This window comes from Streptomyces sp. NPDC050388 (assembly GCF_040655635.1).
Lineage (GTDB): Bacteria > Actinomycetota > Actinomycetes > Streptomycetales > Streptomycetaceae > Streptomyces.
This window is the reverse complement of the sequence record NZ_JBFAKH010000068.1, coordinates 20,770-43,296: the sequence shown is the minus strand read 5'-3', so window position 1 is coordinate 43,296 and position 22,527 is coordinate 20,770. Positions and strand designations below refer to the sequence as shown.

Sequence of the window (22,527 nt, the reverse complement as noted above, 5' to 3'; positions counted from 1 at the left end):
ACCTCCACCCTGCTCGCCCGCACCTACCACCTGATCCGGTTCGAGAAGCTGAACATCAAGAACATGACCGCCTCCGCTAGGGGCACGGTCGAACACCCCGGTACCCGGGTGCGGCAGAAGGCCGGGCTGAACCGGGCGGTCCTCGCCCAGGGCTGGGGCCTGCTCCGTCGCCGTACCGGGGAGAAGGCCCCGGGCCGGGTGGAGGACGTGCCCGCCCCCTACACCTCGCTGCGGTGCAGTGCCTGCGGCTGGATCGAGAAGGACTCGCGCAAGAGCCAAGCCGAGTTCGTCTGCATCTCCTGCGGGTTCACCTGCAATGCGGATGAGAACGCGGCAGTCAACGTCGCGGCAGGACAGGGCGGGCTTCCCCGCCCCCGGCGGGTAGCCGGTGCCGGAGGGGTGACAGCGGCCGTCGGCCGTTCGAGCGCCCGTGAACCTCGACCCACCCGGGTCGGAATCCCCCTCTTTCAAGAGGGGGAGGATGTCAAGATCAGTACGCGCATGTACGAAGCCTAAGCAGCACGGTATGTCGCCGACGTATTCGAGGACGTGTGCGCACCGGACGCGCGGTTCAGCCTGCCGGTGCCGGTACGGGCTCGGGGCGGGGCCGGTCCGACGGCACCCGGTCCGTGGTGCGCCACCTGCGGCACGGCGACGGCGCGCCAGAGCCCACACCACCAGCGCGGCCAACGGCAGCGTGACCAGCGTGATGAGCACCACGCCGTTGAACGTGTCGAAGCAGCCGTGCCACCGTCCGGCCATGCACATCGGGGCGGACATCATGAGCGGCCGCCGCACGGCGAACACGGCGCTCGCCAGGCCGAGGACCGCCAGGCCGAGGAGCACGGTCCTGCGTGTGCGGCGGGGCGGTGCCGACAGGGATGCGTTGTGGTTCATGCCCCCATGGGAGACGGAGGGCCGTTGCGGTGGCGTATGCGATTTTCGATACGCCCGCGATACCGGGACGGCCTTAGGTGCGTTCCGTCTCGCGCTCCGACAGGGCGCGGGCGCGGTCCGCCAGTTTGCGGAGCATCTCCAGGACGCGGTCGCGGGACTCGTCCGCCGCGTCGATGGCCTCCACGCACTGCCAGTACGCGGACTCGTCGTCCGCGGAGCAGGCGAGGCCGACCAGTGCGATACCGACCTCGCCGAGCAGTCCGCCGAGGTGTGTCAGGGTCTGCCGGGCGTCGCCCAGTTCGGTGAGCCGGGCCGCGCGCAGGTCGGCGGGAGCGAGGGGCGGGGTGTCCAGGACACCGCAGCCACGGCCCGCCCGTTCGGTCAGTCCGAGTGCCTCGTCCCGCAGTTCGGGTGGGCCGGCGACCGCGAGGCGACTGCCTATCGCCTGGGCGAGGGCCTGGGCCTGCCACACCTCTGCCGAGAGTTCCGGCACATCGCCGGCAGCGGTCAGGGCCCGTCTGCTCTCCGCTATCAGCCGCACAGCGTCCATGTGCGCTGCCCCTGTCTGTCCGACGCGCTGCCCACGCGTCCACCCAACTTCCCCATTAATTACCCAGAGTGAAGCTTTTTCAGTCAGAAAGCCATGGAGGAGGCGAAAATACGGGAACAACGATTCAAAAACGGTCGACATATCGACCACGGAGCGTGACGGTGAAGAGTTCGTCTCCGCGCGAGGGCGGTTCAGGCCGGGAAGCGGCGCTCGTTGCGGTCGATCTTGGCGTCCAGTGCGGTCAGCGGGTCGACGCCGAGCACCTCGCACAGTTGGAGGAGGTACGCGAGCACGTCGGCCACCTCGTCGGTGACGCGGTGTGCGGTGTCCGGGTCGTCCATGACCCGGGCCGACTCCTCGGGTGTCAACCACTGGAAGATCTCGACCAGTTCGGACGCCTCCACGCTGAGCGCCGTGACGAGGTTCTTCGGCGTGTGGTACGGCTGCCAGTTCCGCGCGGCGGCGAACTCGGCGAGCCTGCGCTGGAGTCCGGCTACGTCAAGCGGGGCGCGGGGGGCGCGCGGGCCGGTGGGGTGGTCCGGGTCGGTCGGGCCGGTCGGGTCAGTCACGGTCCAGGTGTACCACCGTCACTCCGCCCACTCCCGCGGCCCAGGACGCGTCGCTCACCGCGCCGACCAGCCGGATGTGTCCGCGCTCGCACATCCGCGCCGCCAGTCGCAGCAGTTCCGCGCGCTGGAGCGGGTCCAGCCCCCGGTCGAGCCCGTCGGCGAGCACGGTGAGCGTCTGCAGTGCGGCGGGCACCTCGCCGGGCGCGTCGACCTCCAGCACACCGGGCCCGGTGAGCAGCACCAGCGCGAGGGCGACGTACCGCAGCTCTCCGTCCCCCAGCCGGACGAGGTCGGTGCGGACGCCGTCGCCCCGGTCGAGCAGGGCGCGGACCAGGCCCGCGCCGTACGGTTCGGCGCGCAGCCCGGCGACCGGGCCGGCGCACGCCGCGCGCACGGCGGACACCAGGAGCCCGTACCGGATCGCGCACTCGGCCTGGGTGCGCCACAGCACGTCGGCGAGGTTGCCGCAGCCGCCGAGCAGCCGCCCGCTGCCGAGCGGCACCGGGTCGCGCATGCGGTCGGGGCGGGGGTCGCAGGCGAAGACGGAGCGCAGGGCGACCACCATCTGTTCGGCGGCGGCCAGCACCCTGCGCTGTCCGGGCGTCTTGCCCGCGACGCGCAGGGGAAGCAGCGCGGTGCCGAGCCGGTCGTCGGGCAGCGGGGCCCGGGTGACCGGTGTCGACCCGGCCGTGTGCCACGCGGCCTGCACGGTGCGTCGGCCGGGGTCGCGCAGCGCGGTCTCCAACAGGACCGCCCCGTCCGCCGTCAGCCGCTCCCCCACGATCCGCAGCTCCGGTTCGGCCTGCACGGCGACCTCCAGCCGGACCGGGCCCTCGGGGCCGTCGGCGGTGCAGCCGATCCGGAAGCCCCGGCGGCGCTGCGCGTCGGCACGGGCCCGCTCCGGCACGCACGCGTCCGGCTCGGGGAACGCCTCCCACAGCTCGGCCCCGCCGCCGAGCCGGGCGAGCGCCTCGTAGGCCCGCAGCGCGCTGGTCTTGCCGCTGCCGCTGGCGCCGGCGAGCAGGGTGAACGGGCCGAGCGGGAGCCCGACGTTGCGGTGCCCGGCGAACGCGGACAGCAGCAGCTCGGTGACGCACGGCCGGTCGGGGTGCCTCTGGGTGGCGTCCTTGCCGGAGGGCGCGGTGAACGCCGCGGACGGGGAAGCCGGGGAGGGAACCGACGCGGGCCCGGGTGAGGGGACGGAGGACGGCGACGGGAGCAGCGGGGTCATGTGCGGAAGGTAAGGGTTCCGGTACGGGGCGAACCGTTCCGCTTGCGCGGTCTTCCCCCGATCGGACGACACCCCGGCCGGCTCCCGGCAGTTCACCCCTGCCGGGAGCCCTGCCCGTTCCCGGGAATCCCCATGCCCTCCATCAGTCCGGTCACCTCGGTGCCGGCCGGGGTCAGCAGGAACACGTTGCGGTCGACGCGGTGCATTCCGCTCGCCAGGCCGAAGACGACGCCCGTGCTGAAGTCCAGCACCCGCTTGGCGACCTCGCCCTCCGCGCTGGTCAGGTCGAGCAGGACCGGTATCCCGGCCATCAGGGTCTCCGCGACGTCGCGGGCGTCCGCGAACACGTTCACCCGCAGGACGACGAGGCGGCGGCGCGTCTCGGTCTCGGCCTCCGGCATGGACCGGTGGCCCGCGGAGGACGGCCAGGCGTCCCGGCCCCGCAGCGGAACGACCTGGGCCAGCCCCTCCCACTGTTCGTCGGTGACGTCGTGGCTGTTCACCGGCATGCTCCGTCCCGGCTCGCGCTGATGGTCTGCATCGGGCAATTCTTACGCATGGTCACCCGTTCGGCCCAATGCGACACACTCTGCCACCTCGGGGCGCCCGAGGTGCGGCCTTCTGTCTCGGACCGGATCCGCCGGCTTCTACACTGCTGTAGATACTTACTGTCGACACCGTCCGGGGCCCGGCAGACCGCACGGCGTGCAGCCGCGCCCCACACCCGAACACTTGGAGCGCGCATGGCCCTGTGGGACCGCATCAAGGAGTCCGCGTCGCAGATGCAGACCCAGCTCGACGCGAAGAAGAACGACGTCAACACCCAGGACTAAAGTCCCGGGCTTGCACAACGGGCACCACTGGCGGTTATGCCGCGTTTGCGTCCAGCCCCGTCCCGCTGGCGCGGAGGCAGGGCAGGGGCCGTTGACGGAGCCCCGCATCGCCACAACTCCCGCGCCCGGGCGCGGATGTTACGGGAGCCGTTCCGGTCCGCGTGATCAACGAATCCGCAGGACCGGCACGCGAACCGGGCCTGACTCGCCCGGTTCGCCTGGTCGATGTGCCCGCACTCGGCGCAAGTACGGGAGGTGTACGCCGGATCGACGTACACCACCGGCACCCCCGCCCGGCGGGCCTTGTACGCGATGAACTGCCCCAGCTGGCGGAACGCCCAGGAGTGCAGGGTGGCCCGTTGGGGCTTGCGAAGCCGTACCCTCTCGCGGATGCCCGTCAGGTCTTCCAGGGCGATCCCGCGCGAGGTGCGTTCTGCCTCGGCCACCACATGTTTCGCGATCTTGTGGTTGATGTCCCGGGCCCGCCGCGCCTCCTTGCGCCGCCGCTTCCTCAGCCGGCGTCTGGCGGACGGGGTGTTCTTCCCTGCAGCTTGCTGCGCAGGCCGCGCTCACGGGCCCGGATCCGGTTGAGTTCCCGTCCGGCCATGATCTCGCCGTCCGAGGTGGTGGCGATGTTCACGATGCCCAGGTCGATGCCGAGGAAGTCCACCGGCTCCGTGTTCAGCGGCGCCTCGGGCACCTCGCAGGTAGCGTTCAAAAACCACCTGCCGTCCCGGCAGATGAGATCGGACTCGCCCCTGCGGTACAGCGCAAGCGCAGCCAGTTGTTCGGATGACGCGGTGAAAGCCACCTCCTTCATTCGCCCGCCGGTGGTCCACACCGACACCGTCCGCCCGGCGAGCTGCCACGAGAGCATCCTGTCGTCGAAGGGCTGGGCACCGAGGGGACGGAAGACTACGGGCTTCTGGGTGGCCCGGCGGTGGCGGGCCGAGCCGGGACGGCCCAGGCAACCTGCCCTCAGGTTCGCCCGCAGGGTGGCGTAGGCGTCGCAGGTCTTCTTGATCGTGTGCTGGGCCGCCTGGGCGCCCAGGCCCCACCGCGACCTGACCTGCCCGTAGGTGAGTCTGCGCAGGGCGAAGTTCTTGCACTCCCCGCTGTCGAAAGCGACCTCGCTGACCCAGGTGGCAGCCTCGTTGCAGGCGCGCAGGGTCGCCTCCGGAGCCGCCGCCTGCACGGGCGTCGGCAGCAGCCTGACCTGCACCACCAGCTTCACGGTCACCGACCGTAGACACCCGCACGACACCGCACCACGCGTTCCCCACCGGCCACCCCATCGGGTGAAACCCGGCACTATGGGGTCCGCCTCGTCCCACCCCGTGAGCGGGAGCCAGCCACTCCGCAACCGGACAGACACAGCGGCACCGCGGCGCTCCGCGCTGCGGGACACAAGGGTGCGATTCCTCCCGGGGCCGAAGCTCCGGGGTTCCTCGCAAGAACAAGCTGAACCGCAGGTTCGACCTGTGAGCCGCAGGCCGGACCGCACCCGGAGGGGTGCGGTCCGGCCCGTCGCGGGAACACGGCTCCCGTCGGAATCGTTGGACCGCCGACAGACCCGACCCGCAGGAATACGAGGAGCCACGTACGTGTCCGGCAGATCGACGGACCCCCCGGGACACAGTCCCGGACCGCCCCGTCACGTAATCGTTGAGATCGGCACCCGGCGGGGTGGTGCTGGATGAGTGCCGTGGAGGCCCTGTGGGGCCTGTTCGCCGTGTTCGTGCTGACCGCCGGCACCGGCTACTTCGTCGCCCAGGAGTTCGCCTACGTCTCCGTGGACCGGCTCGCGCTCGCCCGCGAGGCCGAGGCCGGGGACCGCAGGGCCGCCCGCGCGCTGAAGGTTCTGGAGCGGCTGTCCTTCATGCTGTCGGGCGCCCAGCTCGGCATCACCGTCACCGGTCTGGTCGTCGGCTTCATCGCCGAGCCGTCGGTGTCCGCGCTGCTCAGGCCGGCGCTGTCCGGCCTCGGACTGCCGGACTCGGCCGTGAGCGGCATCGCCGTCGTGCTCGCCTTCGTGCTGGCCACGATCGTCCAGATGGTGCTCGGCGAGCTGGCTCCGAAGAACCTCGCCATCGCCGTGCCGGAGCGGCTGGCGAAGGCGCTGGCCGGCTCGACCCTGGCGTATCTGAAGGTCGTCGGACCGGTGGTGCGGATCTTCGACAACGCGGCCTCCCGGCTGCTGCGCCGCATCGGCATCGAGCCGGTCGAGGAGCTGCACCACGGCGCCACGCTGGAGGAGCTCGGCCATCTGATCGGCGAGTCCCACGAGAGCGGGGCGCTGCCCCAGGACACCGCCACCCTGCTGGACCACGCGCTGGAGTTCTCCGAGCGCACCCTGCACGCGGTGATGGTGCCGCGCGCGGACGCCGTCTTCGTGCGCGGGGAGGCGAACGCCGACGAGGCGGTCGCCCTGATCGCCGCGCACGGCCACTCCAACTACCCCGTGCTCGGCGATCACCCCGACGACATCGCGGGGGTGCTGGGCGTGCGCGAGCTGATGGCGGTGCCCGCCGGGCGGCTCGCGGGCGCCACGGCCGGGGCGATGGCCAGGCGGCCCCTGCTGCTGCCGGACACGCTCCCGCTGCCGGACGCGGTCGCGCGGATGCGCGAGCAGGACGACGAGTTCGCGGTCGTCCTCGACGAGCACGGCGGGGTGGCCGGCATCGTCACCTACGAGGACATCGCCGAGGAGCTGGTCGGTGACATCGCCGACGAGTCCGACAAGGTCACCGAGCTCGCGGTGGCCGACGGCGAGGGGTGGCTCGTGGACGCGGGCCGCCGGCTGGACGAGGTGGCCGAGGCGACCGGCGTCCGGCTGCCCGAGGAGGACGACTACGAGACGGTGGCCGGGCTGGTCGTGGACCGCCTGGGCCGTTTCCCCATCGTGGGTGACCGGGTCTCCGTCGAGCTGCCCGGGGGCGGCCACGCGGTGATCGACGTGCGCACCCTGGACCGGCATGTCGCCGAGCGGGTGCGGATCACGCCCCTGGCCCGGGAAGAGCACACGACGGAGGAGCCCGCATGAGTTTCCCGATGGCCCTCTTCGTGACCGTGCTGCTGCTGATCGGCAGCGGGTTCTTCGTGGCGGCCGAGTTCGCACTGGTCGCCGCCAGGCGGCACCGGATGGAGAAGGCGGCGGCCGAGGGGCGGCGCGGCGCCGGTGCCGCGCTGGCCGGAATGCGCGAGCTGTCGCTCATGCTGGCCGGTGCCCAGCTGGGCATCACGGTGTGCACGCTGGGTCTGGGCTCGGTCTCCAAGCCCGCGATCTCGCGCCAGCTGGACCCGCTGCTGCACTCCCTGGGGCTGCCCAGCGCGGTCAGCTACGGTGTGGCGTTCGCCGTCGCGATGACCGTGGTGGTGTTCCTGCACATGGTGGTCGGCGAGATGGCGCCCAAGTCATGGGCGATCGCCCACCCGGAGCGTTCCGCGATGCTGCTCGCCCCCTCGTTCCGTGCGGTGGTGAAGGCCGTCCGGCCGCTGATCCACGTGCTGAACGTGGTGAGCAACGCCCTGGTACGGCTGTGCCGGGTGAGCCCGCGCGACGAGCTGGCCTCGGTCCACGACCGGGAACAGCTCACCCACCTGGTGGTGGAGTCGGAGCGGCTCGGCCTGATCAGCAAGACGGACTCGCAACTGCTCACCCGCTCGCTGACCGAGCCCGACACCCCGGTCGCCGCCCTGCGGATTCCGGCCGAGGAGATCACCTCCGTCGAGGGTGACGCGGGTGTGGACGAGGTGCTGCGGGTGGCCACCGCGCACGACCGCACCCGGCTGCTCGTCCGCGGGGGCGGCACCGTCCTCGGCGCGGTCCACGCGCGCGACGCCCTGGTCGCCCGTGCCCGCGGTCGCGCCACCAGCGCCCGTGAGCTGGCCCGCCCGGTGCCCGAGCTGACGGACACCACGACGGTCGCCGACGCGATCGACGTGCTGCGCCGGCGCCGGGGCACGCTGGCGGTCGTCCGCGACGACGCGGGCCGGCTCACCGGTCTGGTCACCCTGGACGACCTGCTGGCCCGGCTGATGCAGCCGACCGGGGGCTGACCGCACGCCGCCGGGTGTGAGCACGACGGAGCGCCGGCCGGTCCGCGACATGCGGACCGGCCGGCGCTCTCGTGTTCGGTTCCCGTGATCAGCGGACCGTGCCACCCACAGGCACGGCTGCGCCTAGGCCGCGGCGTCGATCACCACCGGGGCGCTCTCCTCGATACGGGCCGACGCCAGCGGGACGGGGGTGAACATGGCGGGTTCCTCGTCCGGGAACAGTGCGGTGGGTCCGTACACCCAGTCGGTGAAGGCCCACTCGGTCGGGTCGATCTCACGCATGACCGCGTTGCGCTGCAGCCGCGGCGTGCCGTCGAGGTGCCACAGCTCGCCCCAGGAGCGGGCGGTCGTCAGCACCCGGCGGCAGTGCTCGACGCGGACCGCCTGGTACGCGGCCAGCGCGGCGTCCCAGTCGACGGCCGACCCGGCGTCACCCTCGGCGCGCAGCCGGGCGACGTGCCGGGCGAGGACCCAGCCGTCCTCGATCGCCATGATCGCGCCCTGTGCCATGTACTGCAGCGGCGGGTGGGCGGCGTCGCCGAGCAGGGCGATGCGGCCGTGCACCCAGGTGTCGATCGGGTCGCGGTCCATCATCTGCCACCAGCGGTCCCGCCACATCAGCGGGATGCCCTTGCCCACGGTCTCGCAGGTGCCCTCGAAGGCCGCGTCGAGCTCGTCGGGGGTGCCCCAGTCCTCCTGCCCGGCGAGGGCCTTGGGCGACTGGAACACGGCGACCTGGTTGAACATCTCGCCGCCGCGCAGCGCGTACTGGACGAAGTGGCAGCGGGGGCCGATGTAGACGGTGACGTCCTTCTCGGCGATGCCGTTGTCCCGGACCTGCTCGATCGGGACGGCCGCCCGGTAGGCCACGTAGTCGGAGCTGACCACGTCGTCGCCGACCAGCTTCTGCCGGGCCACGGAACGCAGTCCGTCGGCGGCGATGACGAGCGGCGCCTCCTCGGTGTGGCCGTCGGCCAGGGTGATGCGGGCACCGGCGGTGTTCTCGAGGTTCTCGTAGTCGACGACCGTCTGGTCGGTGACCAGGTCCACGCCGGCCCGCCGGCAGGCCCGCAGGAAGATCGCGTGCAGATCGCTGCGGTGGATGACCATGTACGGGAAGCCGTAGCGGCGCTCGAGCTCGCCCAGGTCGAGGCGGACCAGCTCGCTGGAGTCGAGCGCGTCGCGCATGACCATGTCCTCGGGGACCACGCCGAGTTCCTTGGCCTCGTCGAGCAGACCGTACTCGTCGAGGATGCGGGTGCAGTTCGGCGCGATCTGGAGGCCGGCGCCGACCTCGCCGAACTCCTTGGCCCGTTCGAGAACGCGGACGCGCAGCCCCTCCCGGGCGAGGGCGAAGGCGGTGCTGAGGCCACCGATGCCACCGCCGACGATGATGGCGTCGGGTCGGCCTTCGGTGGGAGGGGTTGCAGTGGTCATCGTTTTTCCTGTCTGAGCAGGGGACCCTGCTCTGCCTGGCCGCGCCGGGATCCGGCGCCGTCGGTCAGAGCCAGGGACCCAAGGTGGGTGCCGGGCCGCCGTCGGGGGCGGTGAGGGCGTGCCTGCGCCCGGTGAGGTAGGCCGTGATCTCGGCGAGCGGGCCGGTGAGCACGGTCGGCTCGCCGTCGCCGGGGAGTTCCCGGACCTCTCCGGTGTCGGTCTCCGTCAGGCGCAGCGCCGGGCCGGGGGCCTTGGCGCGCTTGGCGATGACGTCGGCGCAGAGCGCGGCGAGGAAGTCGGCCGGCAGGTCGGCGAAGGTGATGCCGGTGTCCAGGTCGACGGCGTGGACGCACACCTCGCGGGAGCGCATCCAGGGCAGTTCGGTGGCGGGCACCGTGCGGCCCTGTGCCGTCACCACCTGGGACTGCCACTGGTCGTCACCGAGCTTCGCCGTCGACGCGGCGAGTTCGGCGGCGGACCGGCGCAGCCATCCGGTGAGTTCGGCGGCGGGCATCCCGACGCCGCGCTCGATGCCGGCGGCCCGTTCCTCGGGGGACGCGTACATCGGGGTCTCTTCGCCGGTGGCGGCCCAGTGCACGAGGTTGCCGAGGGCGTCCGCGTTGGCGGCGACGTGGGCGACCAGCTGCCTGCGCCGCCAGCCGGGCAGGCCGCTGGGCGCGTCGTAGGCCTCGTCGTCGAAGCCGGCAGTGGCCTCGAGCACCAGGTTCGTGCCGAGCTCCGCCCAGCGGCGGGCGTCGTCGAACGTGCGGGGCATCAGGCCTGCTTCTCCGCGACGACCTTGTTCTCCAGCCGGCCGATGCCCTGGACCTCGGTGACCACGGTCTCGCCGCCGAGCAGGTAGCGGGCGGGCTTGCGGGCGTGGCCGACGCCGCCGGGGGTGCCGGTGGCGATGATGTCGCCGGGGTTGAGGCGGATGATCGTGGAGACGTACTCGACCAGGGCGACCGGGTCGAAGAGCAGGTCACCGGTGTTGTCGGACTGCATGACCTCGCCGTCCACGGTGAGCTTGACGTCGAGCGCGGGGCGGACGCCGCCGGGCAGCTCGTCGGGGGTCACCAGGTACGGGCCGACGGGGGTGGTGGAGTCCCAGGTCTTGCCCTGGAGCCACTCACGGGTGCGGAACTGCCAGTCGCGCGTGGTGATGTCGTTCAGCACGGTGAAGCCGGCGATGGCCTGCTCGGCCTGCTCGCCCTTGGCGCGGCGGACCTGCTTGCCGACGACGACGGCGAGCTCGACCTCCCAGTCGAACTGGTCGGTCTCCTCGGGGCGGACGATGTCGTCGCCCGCTCCGATCAGGGAGTCGGCGAACTTCGCGAACAGGGTGGGGTGTTCGGGCAGGTCCCGGCCCATCTCCTGGATGTGGTTGCGGTAGTTGAGGCCGACGCACACGACCTTGGAGGGCTGCGGGACCACGGGGGCGAGGTCGGCGCCCTCGGCGGGGTAGGTCGTCGCGCCGGCGGCGGGGGCGGCGGCGCGCTCGGCCCAGTCGTCCTGCGCGAGCAGGGTGCCCACGTCGGGGAACCCGAGGTCGACCAGGACGTCACCGTCGAGCCGGACGGCCTTGGTGGTGCCGTCGGTACGGAGGGTGGCGAGCTTCATGAGCGGGTGGTTCCTTCCACGTGGGTGCGGTCGAGCCGGAGGGCTTCGAAGATCGGGGAGTCGCTGAACCGGAACAGGTCCAGGGCGCCCGAGTCGGAGTCGGTGGCACCGGCCTCGGAGCGTACGGAGAGCGGCTGCCAGGACGGGACGACGAACAGGTCGCCGCGCGTCACGGACCAGGACACGTCGCCGACGGTGACGGTGCCGGAGCCGTCGAAGACCTGGTAGACGGACGATCCGGTCTCGCGCACCGGGGCGGTCTCGGCGCCGCGGGCCACGCGGTGCACCTCGGCGCGGATGGTGGGCAGCACGTCGGTGCCGTTGGACGGGTCGGTGAACCGGACGGCGGCGTGGCCGGGCTCGACCGTGCCGTCGAACCCTTCCTTCTCCAGGGCGAGCTGGTCGGTGAGCGCCCGGTCGGTGTGCTCCCAGCGGTACGCCAGCAGGGGCGTGCCGGGGGCGGCCGAGCCGGCGGCGACCGGGCGCAGTCCCGGGTGGCCCCACAGGCGCTCGGAGCGGGAGCGGTCCGGGGTGATCCGCTCGGCGTCGCTGATCTCGTCGCGGCCGAACTCGAAGAACTGGGACTCGCTGGTGTACTGGAACGGGATGTCCAGGCCGTCGATCCAGGCCATCGGCTCGGTGGTGGCGTTGTGGTGGGCGTGCATGTTCCACCCGGCCTGCGGGAGGAAGTCGCCGCGCCGCATGGCCACCGGGTCGCGGCCGACGACCGTCCACACGCCCTCGCCCTCGACGACGAAGCGGAAGGCGTGCTGGGTGTGACGGTGCTCGGGGGCGTCCTCGCCGGGCATCAGGTACTGGATGGCCGCCCACAGGGTGGGGGTGGCGAAGGGGCGGCCGCCGAGGGCGGGGTTGGCCAGCGCGATGGCGCGCCGCTCGCCGCCCCGGCCGACCGGGACGATCTCACCGGCCTGGGCGGCCAGTTCCCGCAGCTTCTCCCAGCGCCACAGGTGCGGTACGGCGCGGGAGCGCGGGTGAGCCGGCATGAGGTCGCCGATCTCGGTCCACAGCGGGACGAGCAGTTCGCTTTCGAAGCCCCGGTACAGCTCCTCGAGCGCCGGGGTGGCGTCGGGCTGGTCCGCGGCGCTGACAGCGGTCAGGCGGACGGGGGAGCCCGTGGCAGGGGGGGTGCTGAAGGAGGTGGTCACATCCCCCACCCTGCTCCACGTCCACGGAACGGACATGTAAATTCTGGAGAGCAGAACACTGACGACATTCGGAACGGGCCGCACCGGGAGGTTCGCCGTGGACAAGCCGCTCAAGACGCCACCGCCGTACGCCATCGCCAGCGTCGACCACGCGCTGCGGGCCGCGACGATGCTCCAGCTGGAGGGCTCGCTGACCGTCACGCAGGTCGCCGAGCGGCTCGGGGTGGCCCGGTCGACCGCGCACCGGCTGCTGGCCATGCTGGTCTACCGGGACTTCGCGGTCCGGGACGAGAACCGGGCCTACCGCGCGGGTCCGGTGCTGGAGCTGGCGACGCACTCGCGTTCCCTGGTGTCCCGGCTGCGGACGGCGGCCCTGCCCCACCTGCACCGGGTGGTGGACCGGCTGAACGAGACCACGAACCTCACCATCCGCACGGGGGACACGGCCCGGTTCATCGCCAGCGTGGAGTGCGACCGGGCGCTGCGGGTCGGGTCCCGGGAGGGGATGGTCTTCCCGGCCCACCGGACGACGGGCGGCCTGCTGCTGCTCGCGGAACTGAGTGAGGAGGAGCTGGCGGAGGTGTACGCGAGCGAGCACTACCGCGACCGGCCCCAGGAGCGTCCGGACCTCGACTCCCTGTCCGCGGAGCTGAAGGACATCGCCCGCGGGGGCTTCGCCGTGAACCGGAACCGCTCCGAGCGGGGCCTGGTGGCCGTCGGGGTCCCGGTCCGTGACGCCGGGGGAACGGTCCAGGCAGGCCTGTCGATCTCCATGCCGGGCACCCGCTACGACCCCCTCAACCTGCAGTTCCTGGTCGGCACCCTGCAAGCGGCGGCCCGAGCCCTGAGCACGGACCTGGCCGGGACGGCCTGAGAGCCCGGCTGCTCCTCCCCCGCCCCGCGGTCAGTCGCGCCGCGCTTCCGGTACGTCCGGGGCGCCGGTGCCCAGCAGGCCGGTCCAGCTCTCGGCCAGGACGTCGACCACGGACGCGCGGTCGGCGCCCCAGTGGCCGGGGGTCCAGGTGCGGGCCACGTGGTCGAGCTGGGCCATCGCGAGCACGCCGCGCAGGTGGCGGCTCTCGGGAGGGAAGCGGTCGGCCTGGTCGAGGCCCTCCTCGATGTCGCTGACGGCCTCCTCCAGCCACGCGTTCACCAGGCCGCGCAGTTCCGGGTCGACCGCCGCCGCCTCGAAGGCGGCCACCGTGTAGGGCCGGATCGATTCCCAGCGGCCGGAGATGCCGTACAGCCACTCGGTGATCGCCTCGCGGCTGCCGTCGTGGACGACCTCGACCAGGCGCCGGGCGGTCGAGCCGTGGACGGGTGAGTCGATGCGTTCGAGCTTCTCGTTCAGCTCGCCGATGAGTGCCCGCATCAGGTCGCTGCGGGACGGGAAGTACGCGTAGAACGTCACCCGGGTGGTGCCCGCCGCGGCGGCGATGTCGTCCACGGTGGTGGCGGCGTAGCCCTTGGTGCGGAACAGCTCCAGTGCCGAATCCAGCAGGAGCTTGCGGGTCATCTGCTTCTGCGCCTCGCGCAGCCCGGCCATCTCAGCACTCCCGCTTCCTGGCGTCGGACGGCTTGGTGGACGGTTCGGCCGTGGGGGCGATCATGACGCTCATCCTATCGCCGGTCTCCCGTTCGACGACGCCCCCTTACCCCATGACCGCTTCTCATGCACACCATACATTTCCTTGACGTGGCGTAAAGCTAATGCCATTCTCGCCGTCACCGCGCTTCGTTCGCCACCTTCCGGAAGCCCGGTCTGCGTCCCTCCCCCCACTCCACGCCACGTCACCACGTGGTCCGACGGGTCGCGCCCACCCCGTCCCACCCACCGGAACCGGCCACAAGGGGCCGGGCCGTCCCACCATCCCAGTCAGGGAGACTGCAGTGACGCTCAACAACGGGACGACGACGTCCCCCGGCCCTTCCGCGGGGGCCGCCCGGAGGCCGGGCTACGCGGGCACGCTTGCTGCCGCGAGCGCCGCGGTGTTCGTGGCCCAGTTGGCCAACGCCCTGCCGGCCTCGCTCAACGGACTCTTCCAGCAGGACCTCGGCACGCACGGGTCCCAGCTGACCTGGATCACGGCGTCCTTCATGATCGCCGTGGTCGTCTTCGAGTTCACCTTCGGTGTCCTCGGCGACCTGTTCGGACGCCGCAGGCTCATCGCCTCGGGTGCGGCGCTCGTCGTCGCCGGAAGCATCGTCTCGGCCGTCTCACCCACCGTGCAGTGGCTGTGGGTCGGCGCCGCGCTGAACGGTCTCGGCGCCGGTGCCATGTTCCCCGGATCGCTCACCATGATCGCGGACGTCGCCCGCAGCGCCCTGGAGCGGGCCCGCGCCATCGCGCTGTGGAGCGGCTTCCTGTCGGCCGGTGCGGCGCTCTCCCCCCTGATCGGCGGGGCGTTCGCCAAGGTCGGGTCGTGGCGGGGCTCGTTCCTGGTCCTCGTCGCGCTGGCCTTCGTCAGCATGGTGCTCTCGCTGGCCCTGGCCACCGAGTCGAAGGCCGCTGAGGGACGCCGGCTCGACGTCCCGGGCCAGATCACCTTCGCGATCGGTCTCATCCTGGTGCTGTACGCGGCCGTGGAGGGACCCGAGAAGGGCTGGGGCGAGCCGGACATCGTGGGCGCGTTCGCCGTCGGCGCGGGCTTCCTGATCGCCTTCCTGCTGATCGAGCGCCGTGCCGAGTCCCCGATCCTCAACCTCTCCCTGTTCAAGGACCGCGCCTTCGCGGTGGGGTCGGTCGTGGCGGTCATCGGCATGATCGCCTTCCTCGGCGCGTGCTTCGCGACGAGCATGTGGCTCGGCCCCGTGCAGCACCAGGACCCGCTGCGCGTCGCCCTCCCCTTCCTGCTGCTCCAGGGACCGGCGTTCGTCCTGATCCCGGTCGTCTCCCGGCTGCTCCACCGGGTCTCCCCGAACTGGCTGCTGACCTCCGGCTTCAGCCTGATGGCCGTCGGGTCGTTCCTGTGCGCCCGGCTGGACGTCACCGACCGGAGCCTGACCCCGTTCGTCGTGCCCACCCTGCTCATCGGCATCGGCTTCGCACTGGCCGTCAGCTCGATCACGGCCGTCGCGCTGAACAGCGTGCCGGGCCGGCTGGCCGGCATGGCGAGCGCCACCACCAACATGCTGCGCGACCTCGGCTTCGCCCTGGGCCCGGTGGTCGTCGGCGCGGTCGCCCTCAGCCACGCGGGCGAGACCTTCGCCTCGAAGCTGGCCGGCGCGAACCTGCCGCCCGACCAGCTGGGCGCCGCCACGGAGATCGGCCGGGCCGCCGGACCGATCGCCGTCAACAGCCTGCCGCCGGACGCCCCCGGAGCGGCCGCGCAGGGCATCGCCCTCGACGCGCTGGGCAGCGGGTTCGGCCTCGCCTACACCGTGTGCGGGGTCGCCGCCGCGGTGGCCGCGGCCGTGACCGTGATCGGCATGGCCGGCATCCGCGCTCCCCGCACCCTGGACACGGAACACACGGCCGAGCAGGACCCGTCGGACCGGCCCCAGGCCCCGACCACCGCCCCGGCGTAGTCGACCGCCGCACCGGCGGGGCCCGTGTCGTTGACCCCGCGGACGCGGACCGGGTTCCCTGTGTGCCATGGCTGACGAAACGCGCACGGGGGACCCGGTCCTCGCCGTCGAAACGCAGGGCGAGTGGGAGGAGTGGCTGGAGGAGCACCACGACGAACTGCCCGGGGTCTGGCTGCGGATCCCGAGGAAGGACTCCGGACTGCCCGGCCCCGACTACGCCGCCGCCCTGGAGTCGGCGCTGTGCTACGGCTGGATCGACGGGCACAAGAAGAAGCTGGACGACACCCACTGGCTCCAGCGGTTCACTCCCCGGCGGCCACGCAGCAAGTGGTCCAGGATCAACCGGCAGAAGGCCACCGCGCTCATCGAGGCCGGCCGGATGCGGGAGCCCGGACTGCGCGAGGTGGAGCGGGCCAGGGCCGACGGCCGCTGGGAGGCGGCGTACGCGAGCCAGAGCACCGCGACCGTCCCCGACGACCTGCGGGCCGCGCTGGACGCGGTCCCGGCGGCCCGCGACTTCTTCGGCACCCTCGACAGCCGCAACCGGTACGCGATCCTCTACCGCGTGCAGGACGCCAAGCGCCCGCAGACCAGGGCGGCCCGCATCGAGAAGTTCGTCGCCATGCTCGCCGAGGGGGAGAAGCTCCATCCGTGACGATGTGACGCCGTGACCACGTGACGGTCTGACCGGCATCCGCTCCCGGCACGTGGAGAGGCGGTCCGGGCACCCGGGGCCCGGACCGCCTCGGTGTCAGCCCGCGACGATCGCCTCCGCCGCCGCCACACCGCAGACGCGGGCCGCGCCGCGCGTGGCGATGTGCGGGGCGCCGCGCGGCGCGGACTGCGGGACGCCCATCTCCACGACGACGGTGTCCGGCGCAGCGGCGAGCAGGGTGTCCAGGGCGGTGCGCATCCACGGGTGCCGGTGCTCGTCGCGGACCACGGCGACCACGCGCCGGCCGGCCGCGGCCTCGAACACCCGCGCACCGGCGTCGGTGCCGGTGAAGTGGCCGGTGGTGGTGCCGGGCAGCAGCCGCTCCAGCTCCGCTCCGACGCCCCAGGGCGTCTCGTCGCCGACGGCGATGTTGGCCTCGGGGCTGAAGGTGGCCACGTACACGGGTGCGGTGACCGGTGCGGTGGGCCCGGTGCGGGTGACGGTCACCGCGCGGCGGGCCGCCGTGAGGCCGATCTCCGGTTCGGGGTCGCCCGGGGACGGGGACCGCCGCGCTTCCGCGGTCCAGCGGGCCAGCGCGCGGCCCCGCTCCGCCGCGTCGGCCAGGCGCTCCTCGGGCAACTCGCCCGAGCGGACGGCCTCGACCAGGGTGTCGCACAGCCGCCGTACGGTCTCCTCGTCGGCCAGACCACCCCCCACACAGATCGCGTCGGCGCCGGCCGCGAGGGCCAGCACGCTGCCGCGTTCGATGCCGTAGCGGCCGGCGATGGCCTGCATCTCCATGCCGTCGGTGACGATCAGGCCCTCGTAACCCAGTTCGCCGCGCAGCAGGTCGGTCAGCACCCGCCGGGACAACGTTCCCGGATGGTCCGGGTCCAGCGCGGGGACCAGGAGGTGCGCGCTCATCACGGCGCGCGAGCCGGCCGCGATGGCCGCGCGGAACGGCGCCAGTTCGCGTTCGGCCAGCACGGCGGCGTCCGCGTCGATGCGGGGCAGGGCGTGGTGGGAGTCGACGGCCGTGTCACCGTGTCCCGGGAAGTGCTTGGTGCATGCCGCCACGCCCGCCGACTGCAGGCCGGCGACGTAGGCGGCGGTGTGCCGGGCGACCAGGCCGGCGTCGGCACCGAAGGAACGCACGCCGATGACCGGGTTGTCCGGGTTGGAGTTCACGTCGGCGGAGGGGGCCCAGTTGAAGTTCACCCCGCAGGCCGCGAGCCGGCGGCCCAGCTCCGCGGCCACCGCCCTGGTCAGCTCGGTGTCGTCCACCGCGCCCAGGGCGTGGTTGCCGGGGAAGGAGGAGCCGGTGCGCACCTCCAGACGGGTGACGTCGCCGCCCTCCTCGTCGATCGCGACCAGCACGTCCGGGCGTTCGGCGCGCAGTTGTCCGGTCAGGGCGGCCAGTTGCCCGGGCGAGGCGATGTTGCGCCCGAAGAGGCCGACGGAGGTGAGGCCCTCGCCGAGGCGGCGCAGCACCCAGTCGGGCGCGGTGGTGCCGGCGAAGCCCGGTTGCAGGACGGCCAGGGCGTCCCGGGTGAGGGTGTCGGTGCCGGTGGTGAATGTCGTCATCGGGTGGCGTTATCCCTTCACGGCGCCCGCGGTGAGGCCGCTGACGGCCTTGCGCTGCAGGTAGACGAAGAGGATCAGGATCGGGACGGCGAAGAGCGAGGAGGCGGCCATGGTCGCGCCCCAGTCGTTGCCGAACTGGGTCTGGAAGCTGGACAGCCACAGCGGCAGGGTCTGTGCCTCGGCTTCCTTGTTGAGCACCAGAACCAGCGCGAACTCGTTCCAGGCGGTGATGAAGCCGAACAGCGAGGTGGCCATCAGGCCCGGGGCGAGCAGCGGCAGGATGACCCGGCGGAACGCCTGGGCGCGGGTGCAGCCGTCGACCATCGCCGCCTCCTCCAGCTCCTTGGGCACGGCGGCGACGAAGCCGCGCAGCGTCAGGATGGTGAAGGGCAGGATCATCATCGTGTAGAAGAGGGTGAGCGGTACGAGGCTGTTCAGCATCGAGGCGTCCCGCACGATCATGTAGATCGCGATGATCATGACTTCCCAGGGCGCCATCTGGGCCAGCATGAAGCCGATGACGAAGCCGCGCCGCCCCTTGAACCGCATCCGTGCCAGGGCGAAGGAGCCGGCCAGCGCGATGATCAGTGAGAAGGCGACGGCCAGGACGGTGACGGTCAGCGAGTTGCGGACGTACGTCCAGAAGTGGTCGACGCCGGTCGCGGTCCTGAAGTGCTCGAAGGTGATGTCGGTCGGGAACCAGACCGGGTTCTCCGCGATGATGTCGCCGGTCGGTTTGAGGGCCGTGGCGAACATCCAGTACACGGGGAAGACGCAGCCGATGAACAGGACGACGGCCGTGACGTTGGGCCAGACCCGGGCAAAGAGCGAGCGTTTCACAGCCCGGCCTCCTCTTCGTTCTCCTGCTTGAGCACGATCCTGAGGTAGTGGGCGGTCAGGCCGAGCAGGATCAGGATGGTCAGGACCGCGATCGCCGCGCCCATGCCGTAGTGCTGGTTGCCTATGCCCTCGACGTAGGCGTAGACGGGGAGGATCTCGGTGAGCCGATCGGGACCGCCGCGGTTGTAGAGGAGGACCTGGACGAACGCCTTGAAGACCCAGATGACCTCCAGGAAGGTCGTCGCGTAGAGGAACGGCCGCAGGAACGGCAGGGTGACCGCGGTGAAGTTGCGCCAGGCTCCGGCGCCGTCGAGGGACGCGGCCTCGTAGAGCTCCTTCGGAATGGTGGTCGTCGCCGCGTACAGGTTGATCGCGACGAACGGGACGGACATCCACACGATCAGCAGGGTGATGACGAAGAAGGTCGACATCTGGCTACCGGTCCAGCTGTAGTCGGCCATGGAGTGCCAGCCGAGTCTGTCCAGGACCCAGTTGACGACGCCGAAGCGCTGGGCGAACAGCCACTGGTAGACGGTGGTGGCGGCCACCACGGGCATGGCCCAGGCCAGCACCAGGCCGAGCAGCAGGGTGAACCGCATCCGCTTGCCGAGCCGGGCGAGCAGCAGGCCGATCAGCGTGCCCAGGCCCATGATCAGGGCGACGTTGACCGCCGCGAACAGGATCGAGCGGAGGGTGACCCGCCAGAAGTCCCCGCTGGTGAGGGTCTCCTTGTAGTTGTCGACGCCGTTCCACTCGGTGACGTGCTGGATCAGCTGCGTCATGTTGAGGTTCTGGAACGACAGCAGCACGTCCTTCAGCAGCGGCCAGCCGAGCAGCAGCACGGTGGCCGCGCAGGCGGGCAGCAGCAACAGGTACGGGGCGTACGCGCCGGCGCGCGACGGCGTACGCGGTGTCGGCGTGCCGTGTCCCCCGTCGTCCGCCTTGCGGACGTCCGCCGGTCCGGAGGACGGCCGTTCGGTCTGCACGGTCATGCTCGTGATCTCTCTTCTCGGCGTGCCCGGACGCGGAGCGGGGGCCGTCGCGTGGCCGGCCCCCGCTCCGGTCGGAGCGCGTGCGCTCCTACTGCTGCTGCGCCAGGCGCTTGTTGAACTCACCCTCGACCTGCTGGGCCGCCTCGGCCGGGGACCTGCCCTTCAGGACGGCGGTCAGGTACGTCTTGATCGGGTTGGGATCGTTCTCCACCGCGGCCCACTCCGGGATCAGCGGGGTGGTGCCGCCGACGGCGGCGGCCGGCGCGGCGGCCTCGGCGGGGGCGTTGCCCTCGAGGTTGCTCTGCAGCGACTCCTTGTTGGGGATGACGCCGTTGAGCTTGGCCAGCTGCCCCTCGAACTTGTCGGACAGGGCGAGCTTCAGGAACTCCTGGGCGAGGTCCTGCTTCTTGCTGCCCGCGGCGACGGCGAGGTTGGAGCCGCCGAGGAAGACGCCCTCGGGCTGGTCGGCCGTGGCGCCGGGGATGGTGAAGTAGCCGATCTCCTTCTCGATCTCGGGGTTGGCCTTGATGGCGATGCCGGCTTCCCAGCCCATGCCGATGAAGGCGCCGACGTTGCCCTTGGCGAAGACCTCGCCCTGCTGCGGGGTGGCCTCGTCCTTGTCCTTGGGCGCCTTCGACAGGGCCTGGAACTTCTTGTAGGTCTCCGCGGCGGCGGCGACCTTCGGGTCGGCGAGGTTGGAGACGTGCTTGTCGCCGTCCTTCTTGACCAGTTCGCCGCCCTCACCGATCACCAGGCCGACGAAGTGGTACCAGTTCTGGCCCGGCAGGTAGATCGGTTCGGCGTCGGTCTTGTCACCGATGGTCTTGAGCGCGTCGTAGAACTCGTCGCGGGTCTTGGGGGTGTCCTTCAGCCCCGCGTCCGCCCAGACCTTCTTGTTGTAGAGGACGACGCGGTTGGCGAAGTACCACGGCGCCGCGTACTGCTTGCCGTCGTAGACGGACGACTCGTTGAGGGACTCGGTCCAGTCGGCGCCGATCTCGGACTTGAGGTCGGCGAGGTCGGCGAGGCCGCCGGTCTTGGCGTAGGCCGGGGTCTGGGTGTTGCCGATCTCGAAGACGTCGGGCGGGTTCTCCTCGGACAGGGCGGTGGTCAGCTTCTGCTGGATGCCGTTCCACTGCTGGACCTCGAACTTGACCTTCGCCTTGGTCTTCGCCTCGAACTCCGTGGTCAGGTCCTTCTGCCACTCGTCCGGCGAGGAGCCGTCCATCATCCACACTGTGAGCGTCTGGCCCTCGTACCCGTTCGCCCCGGTGCTCTTGCCGTCACCGTCGTCTCCCCCGCACGCGGCGACGGAGAACAACATGCCCGCGACCCCGATCGCGGCTACCAGCTTGCGCTTCACGCGCCACCCCTCCTCAGGAACGCCTTCCACACCCACGCCTTCGGCGGTGACCCTCGCAACGGCGCGACACTCGGCGGGCTGGGACCCGGCTTCCTCTAAATGGTTTAGACCAGCAGGGGGAGCTTGGCCTAGACCTATGGCCCTGTCAAGGGTCGCGCCACCAATCGCCCGGACCACCCCCAGCTCCCCCGCACGGACCTGCAACTCCTCCCAAACAGGGACGTGTCGAAGGTTGGACTAGACCAAAGAGGAGCGTGCGGTTATAACGGGACCGCCGAGTGTGCGGCGCCGAACCCGGCCGTCCGCCGACGTGCACCGCGGTCGGCGCCTGCCGCCCGCGCGCCGGACACCGCAGCCGGAAGGCAGGTCATGAGCACCGACCTCAGCAGCGCCCAGACCGTCACGGGGACACCGGACCGCACCGACCGCGTGCCGAAGTACTACCGCGTCAAGCAGCGGTTACTGCGGATGACCGAGGCACGCGCGCCGGGATCGCCGATGCCGCCCGAGCGCTTCCTCGCCCTCGAGTTCCGCACCTCCCGCACCACCGTGCGCAAGGCGCTGCAGGAGCTGGTGAGCGAGGGGCGGCTGGTCCGCATCCAGGGCAAGGGCACCTTCGTCGCCCGCCCGAAGATCTACCGGACCCTCCAACTGACCTCGTACACCGAGGACATGCGCAACCAGGGGCTCACCGCCGCCTCCCGGGTCCTGAACATCGACCACATCACGGCCGGCGAGGAGCTGGCGGCCCTGCTCGAGGTGGAGCGGGGTGAGCGCGTGCTGCGCGTGGAGCGGTTGCGGCTGGCCGGGGGCGAGCCCATGGCGATCGAGGCGACCCATCTGTCCGCGCGCCGCTTCCCCGGCCTGCGCCGGAACCTGGCCCGCCGCACCTCGCTCTACGCGACGCTCACCGAGGCGTACGGGGTGCGCCTGGCGGAGGCCGACGAGACCATCGAGACCTCCCCCGCCACACCGCGGGAGGCCGGCCTGCTCCACACGGACGTGGGCCTGCCGATGCTGCTGTTGTCCCGCCACTCACGGGACGAGCGGGGCACACCGGTCGAGTGGGTCCGCGCGGTGTACCGCGGCTCGCGCTACCGGTTCACGGCGACCCTGACGCCGCCGACGCCGTGAGCCGACCCGATCGGGCCCGTGCGGCACAGGGGTCAGGACTGTGCCGCACGGGCGGCTGGGGGGGGCGGC

20 protein-coding genes and 2 pseudogenes are annotated in these 22,527 nt (G+C 71.8%); 8 read left to right on the top strand and 14 right to left on the bottom strand.

The features are described from left to right. A partial coding sequence (locus tag AB0I73_RS30505; protein WP_363042733.1) for a transposase occupies positions 1 to 516 on the top strand: 516 nt, incomplete at its 5' end. A gap of 454 nt (positions 517 to 970) precedes the next feature. On the opposite strand, the gene AB0I73_RS30500 is transcribed toward AB0I73_RS30505, so the two are convergent. The 4 genes from AB0I73_RS30500 to AB0I73_RS30485 all read right to left on the bottom strand — a co-directional run bounded on the left by AB0I73_RS30500 (position 971) and on the right by AB0I73_RS30485 (position 3,756). After that, on the bottom strand, positions 971 to 1,447 hold the full coding sequence (locus AB0I73_RS30500) for a DUF6099 family protein (protein WP_363042731.1): 477 nt from the start codon (positions 1,445 to 1,447) through the stop codon (positions 971 to 973). A 191-nt stretch (positions 1,448 to 1,638) separates the two neighbouring features. Continuing rightward, entirely contained in the window at positions 1,639 to 2,016 is a 378-nt protein-coding gene (locus AB0I73_RS30495; protein ID WP_363042729.1) for a nucleotide pyrophosphohydrolase, read from the bottom strand. After that, the gene (locus AB0I73_RS30490; RefSeq protein WP_363042727.1) at positions 2,009 to 3,247 is read right to left on the bottom strand and encodes an ATP-binding protein; all 1,239 of its coding nucleotides are present in this window, start codon (positions 3,245 to 3,247) and stop codon (positions 2,009 to 2,011) included. Before AB0I73_RS30490 ends, AB0I73_RS30495 begins: the two co-directional genes overlap by 8 nt. A 92-nt stretch (positions 3,248 to 3,339) precedes the next feature. Next, positions 3,340 to 3,756, bottom strand: a complete 417-nt coding sequence (locus AB0I73_RS30485) for a cell division protein SepF (protein ID WP_363042725.1) — start codon at positions 3,754 to 3,756, stop codon at positions 3,340 to 3,342. Positions 3,757 to 3,990: 234 nt separating this feature from the next. Between AB0I73_RS30485 and AB0I73_RS30480 the strand changes: the two are divergent. Beyond that, positions 3,991 to 4,071, top strand: a pseudogene (locus AB0I73_RS30480) (Tellurite resistance TerB); the annotation flags it as partial. 5 nt (positions 4,072 to 4,076) lie between these two features. Here AB0I73_RS30480 and AB0I73_RS30475 read toward each other — a convergent pair. Then, positions 4,077 to 5,314 (bottom strand): annotated as a pseudogene (locus AB0I73_RS30475) (transposase). Positions 5,315 to 5,776: 462 nt separating this feature from the next. Here AB0I73_RS30475 and AB0I73_RS30470 point away from each other — a divergent pair. After that, positions 5,777 to 7,123 carry a hemolysin family protein gene (locus tag AB0I73_RS30470; protein ID WP_363042723.1) on the top strand — a complete coding sequence of 449 codons (1,347 nt, stop codon included), beginning with the start codon at positions 5,777 to 5,779 and terminating at the stop codon, positions 7,121 to 7,123. After that, positions 7,120 to 8,139, top strand: coding sequence for a hemolysin family protein (locus AB0I73_RS30465; protein WP_363042721.1), 1,020 nt, complete (start codon positions 7,120 to 7,122; stop codon positions 8,137 to 8,139). Before AB0I73_RS30470 ends, AB0I73_RS30465 begins: the two co-directional genes overlap by 4 nt. 123 nt (positions 8,140 to 8,262) lie before the next feature. Here AB0I73_RS30465 and AB0I73_RS30460 read toward each other — a convergent pair whose 3' ends face one another. The 4 genes from AB0I73_RS30460 to AB0I73_RS30445 all read right to left on the bottom strand — a co-directional run bounded on the left by AB0I73_RS30460 (position 8,263) and on the right by AB0I73_RS30445 (position 12,362). Continuing rightward, on the bottom strand, positions 8,263 to 9,576 hold the full coding sequence (locus tag AB0I73_RS30460) for an FAD-dependent oxidoreductase (RefSeq protein WP_363042720.1): 1,314 nt from the start codon (positions 9,574 to 9,576) through the stop codon (positions 8,263 to 8,265). A 64-nt stretch (positions 9,577 to 9,640) separates the two neighbouring features. Beyond that, positions 9,641 to 10,351 carry a maleylpyruvate isomerase family mycothiol-dependent enzyme gene (locus AB0I73_RS30455; protein ID WP_363042718.1) on the bottom strand — a complete coding sequence of 237 codons (711 nt, stop codon included), beginning with the start codon at positions 10,349 to 10,351 and terminating at the stop codon, positions 9,641 to 9,643. Further along, entirely contained in the window at positions 10,351 to 11,196 is an 846-nt protein-coding gene (locus AB0I73_RS30450; RefSeq protein ID WP_363042716.1) for a fumarylacetoacetate hydrolase family protein, read from the bottom strand. Before AB0I73_RS30450 ends, AB0I73_RS30455 begins: the two co-directional genes overlap by 1 nt. Then, positions 11,193 to 12,362: a cupin domain-containing protein gene (locus AB0I73_RS30445; RefSeq protein WP_363042714.1), complete on the bottom strand. Its 1,170-nt coding sequence runs from the start codon at positions 12,360 to 12,362 to the stop codon at positions 11,193 to 11,195. The genes AB0I73_RS30450 and AB0I73_RS30445 overlap by 4 nt, the downstream gene beginning before the upstream one ends. 97 nt (positions 12,363 to 12,459) lie before the next feature. Here AB0I73_RS30445 and AB0I73_RS30440 point away from each other — a divergent pair, with 97 nt between their 5' ends. After that, a complete protein-coding gene (locus AB0I73_RS30440) occupies positions 12,460 to 13,236 on the top strand; it encodes an IclR family transcriptional regulator (RefSeq protein WP_363042712.1) in 777 nt (258 codons plus the stop codon). A 30-nt stretch (positions 13,237 to 13,266) separates the two neighbouring features. On the opposite strand, the gene AB0I73_RS30435 is transcribed toward AB0I73_RS30440, so the two are convergent. After that, complete coding sequence (locus tag AB0I73_RS30435) at positions 13,267 to 13,908, bottom strand: TetR/AcrR family transcriptional regulator (RefSeq protein WP_363042710.1); 642 nt, start codon at positions 13,906 to 13,908, stop codon at positions 13,267 to 13,269. 344 nt (positions 13,909 to 14,252) lie between these two features. On the opposite strand from AB0I73_RS30435, the gene AB0I73_RS30430 reads away from it, so the two are divergent. Continuing rightward, a complete protein-coding gene (locus AB0I73_RS30430; protein ID WP_363042708.1) occupies positions 14,253 to 15,890 on the top strand; it encodes an MFS transporter in 1,638 nt (545 codons plus the stop codon). A gap of 67 nt (positions 15,891 to 15,957) precedes the next feature. Then, positions 15,958 to 16,545 carry a YdeI/OmpD-associated family protein gene (locus AB0I73_RS30425; RefSeq protein WP_363042706.1) on the top strand — a complete coding sequence of 196 codons (588 nt, stop codon included), beginning with the start codon at positions 15,958 to 15,960 and terminating at the stop codon, positions 16,543 to 16,545. A gap of 96 nt (positions 16,546 to 16,641) precedes the next feature. On the opposite strand, the gene AB0I73_RS30420 is transcribed toward AB0I73_RS30425, so the two are convergent. The 4 genes from AB0I73_RS30420 to AB0I73_RS30405 form a co-directional block, all read right to left on the bottom strand. Beyond that, on the bottom strand, positions 16,642 to 18,129 hold the full coding sequence (locus tag AB0I73_RS30420; RefSeq protein WP_363042704.1) for a glycoside hydrolase family 3 protein: 1,488 nt from the start codon (positions 18,127 to 18,129) through the stop codon (positions 16,642 to 16,644). Positions 18,130 to 18,138: 9 nt separating this feature from the next. Beyond that, entirely contained in the window at positions 18,139 to 18,969 is an 831-nt protein-coding gene (locus AB0I73_RS30415) for a carbohydrate ABC transporter permease (RefSeq protein WP_363042702.1), read from the bottom strand. Further along, a complete protein-coding gene (locus tag AB0I73_RS30410; protein WP_363042700.1) occupies positions 18,966 to 19,961 on the bottom strand; it encodes a sugar ABC transporter permease in 996 nt (331 codons plus the stop codon). Before AB0I73_RS30410 ends, AB0I73_RS30415 begins: the two co-directional genes overlap by 4 nt. 88 nt (positions 19,962 to 20,049) lie before the next feature. Then, positions 20,050 to 21,324: an extracellular solute-binding protein gene (locus tag AB0I73_RS30405; protein ID WP_363042697.1), complete on the bottom strand. Its 1,275-nt coding sequence runs from the start codon at positions 21,322 to 21,324 to the stop codon at positions 20,050 to 20,052. A 369-nt stretch (positions 21,325 to 21,693) separates the two neighbouring features. Here AB0I73_RS30405 and AB0I73_RS30400 point away from each other — a divergent pair, with 369 nt between their 5' ends. Then, positions 21,694 to 22,458, top strand: coding sequence for a GntR family transcriptional regulator (locus tag AB0I73_RS30400; protein ID WP_363042695.1), 765 nt, complete (start codon positions 21,694 to 21,696; stop codon positions 22,456 to 22,458). Positions 22,459 to 22,527 lie beyond the last annotated feature (69 nt).